Raw genomic sequence first — 2,375 nt, forward strand, 5'->3', positions numbered from 1 at the left:
CGGCGAAGACGGCAACGCCGAAGTCGAAGCCCGCGTCCGCGCCCAGGTCGCAGACCTCTGCAACCGCTTCCCCATATACCCGAACCTGTAAGCCGAAAGGTCCCAACCATGAGCTTTCAACCAATTGAACAAGCCCCCGCCCGCCTGAACCGCAGCGAGCTTGCCGTGCCCGGCAGCCAGCCCGGAATGTTTGAGAAGGCTGCGAAATCGGACGCGGATGTCATCTTCCTCGATCTGGAAGACGCCGTCGCGCCCGATGAAAAGGAGCAGGCGCGCAGGAACATCATTCAGGCGCTGAATGATATCGACTGGGGGAGCAAGACCATGTCGGTCCGGATCAATGGTCTGGACACCCATTACATGTACCGGGACGTCGTGGATGTTGTCGAACAGGCGGGCCAGCGTCTGGACCTGATCATGATCCCCAAGGTCGGGACAGCTGCAGATGTATATGCGGTCGACATGCTGGTGACCCAGATCGAAGACGCCAAGGGATACAAGAAACGGATCGGGTTCGAACACATCATCGAAACCGCGCTTGGTATGCAGAATGTCAGCGCGATTGCGGCTGCATCAAAGCGCAATGAAAGCCTTCATTTTGGTGTCGCGGATTATGCCGCCTCAACCCGCGCGCGAACCACAATCATCGGGGGCGTGAACCCGGATTATTCGGTTCTGACCGACCCGGATGCCGACGGCGGCCGCCTGACCCACTGGGGCGACATGTGGCACTATGCCCTTGCCCGCATGGTGGTTGCGGCGCGCGCCAACGGGTTGCGCCCCATCGACGGGCCTTTTGGCGATTTTCAGGACCCCGACGGTTACAAGGCCGCAGCAAAACGTGCCGCCGTTCTGGGCTGCGAGGGCAAATGGGCCATCCACCCCAGCCAGATCGCACTTGCCAATGAGGTGATGTCGCCCTCGGATGCCGAAGTTACCAAGGCACGGCGTATCCTTGTCGCCATGGCCGAGGCCGAGGCAGACGGAAAAGGTGCCGTGTCTCTGGATGGTCGTCTGATCGATTATGCCTCGATCCGGCAGGCCGAAGTACTGGTTGAAAAGGCCAGTCAGATCGCTGCGGCCTGATCGCCTGCACCAAACCCGACCTGCGTGGGCGCATTGTCCACGCGGGCTCGGTGCTGCGTTGACTGGTGGATCACGAGACCAACGCGAAAGGTTATCCGTGTTCCGGGGCGGCCGTCCCCAGAAATCGCTTGTTCCGAATTTCGTCCGGGCTGACGTCAAAGCTGCGTTGAAAGGCGCGTTTCAGCGCGACAGTCGATGAAAAGCCGGTCGCTGTCGAGATTTCGATCTGCGACATGTTGGTGAATTGTAAAAGGCTCTGCGCCCGCTCCAGCCGTAGCTCTTTGTAGGTCGACAAAAGTTTCGCACCGGTTTTGCTTAGAAACCTTCGCTGTAACTGGCGGGTCGAGGTCCTGAGTACATTGGAAAGTTCCGAGATCGTCAAAGGATCTTCGATGTTTTCCTGCATCGCATCCAGCGTGCGCATGACAAGCTGATCACCTTTTGCACGGTGCACCAGACGGGCGGCAAGCGTGCTGCCGTGCTTTTGTGTGGGTTCCGTCAGTCCAATGTATCCGCGCAGTATGTCCGCGATATGTTCCCCGTGGTCGATCGACACAAATTCTGACAGCAGGCGCAGCGCGCTTAACCGGGTGGTTGCGCTATGGGCGCACCCGTCTGCGGCCAGATGCGTGCCGGTGCCACAATCTTCCAGCCCGCCCTCCAGTGCAGCGGCTGCGAAATTCGGGTGGACAGCAACGGTGTTCCGGCCTGTTCTTCCGAGTTGCGGCAGAAGCAGCACCGCGCCGCCGACCAGAACAACCCGCGAAGACAGGTTCAGGACCTGCGATACCCAGAATCTGCGCGAATGTGGAATGGACCAGATGTTCTCCAGATCTCCCCAGAAAACCGCCGTTCGTCCGGCCCAGTATAACGGTCCGCCCGCGGGTTCCGAGCCAGCGACACGAAGGTTGACCGCATAGGTGCAGTCTTCGGCCAGAGTGTTTAACGCCTGATAGAATTCGATGACCATTCCAGCTGACGCCATAGCCGCTTCACCGTTGAGAATGACATCGATATGTTTCAATCTTTCGGGTGCCTCAGGCTCCGTTTCAGACAGATTGGCGTGATCATTTTCGAGGACATAGTGTTTCATTGTTCCTCCGACGATTTGGGCGTGGCAGCGCCCCGATTGGCGCTGCCCTCAGGGTGTAAATCCGATCCGTCAGGCGAATTGACGGATCGGACAGACACGGGTTTCACTCTGCGGCGTCTTCGTATGCGTCCATGGGTGGGCATGTGCAGACGAGGTTTCGGTCGCCGTATGCGTTGTCGACGCGGTTGACGGGGGA

General features: G+C 59.1%; 2 protein-coding genes. One reads left to right on the top strand and one right to left on the bottom strand.

From position 1 onward, the window contains the following. Positions 1 to 108: 108 nt before the first annotated feature. Complete coding sequence (locus ACR0ES_RS20110) at positions 109 to 1,086, top strand: HpcH/HpaI aldolase/citrate lyase family protein (RefSeq protein ID WP_480833602.1); 978 nt, start codon at positions 109 to 111, stop codon at positions 1,084 to 1,086. A 91-nt stretch (positions 1,087 to 1,177) separates the two neighbouring features. On the opposite strand, the gene ACR0ES_RS20115 is transcribed toward ACR0ES_RS20110, so the two are convergent. After that, positions 1,178 to 2,179, bottom strand: coding sequence for a helix-turn-helix domain-containing protein (locus tag ACR0ES_RS20115; RefSeq protein WP_480871588.1), 1,002 nt, complete (start codon positions 2,177 to 2,179; stop codon positions 1,178 to 1,180). Positions 2,180 to 2,375: the final 196 nt, after the last annotated feature.

It is taken from the genome of Ruegeria sp. N7, from assembly GCF_056531345.1.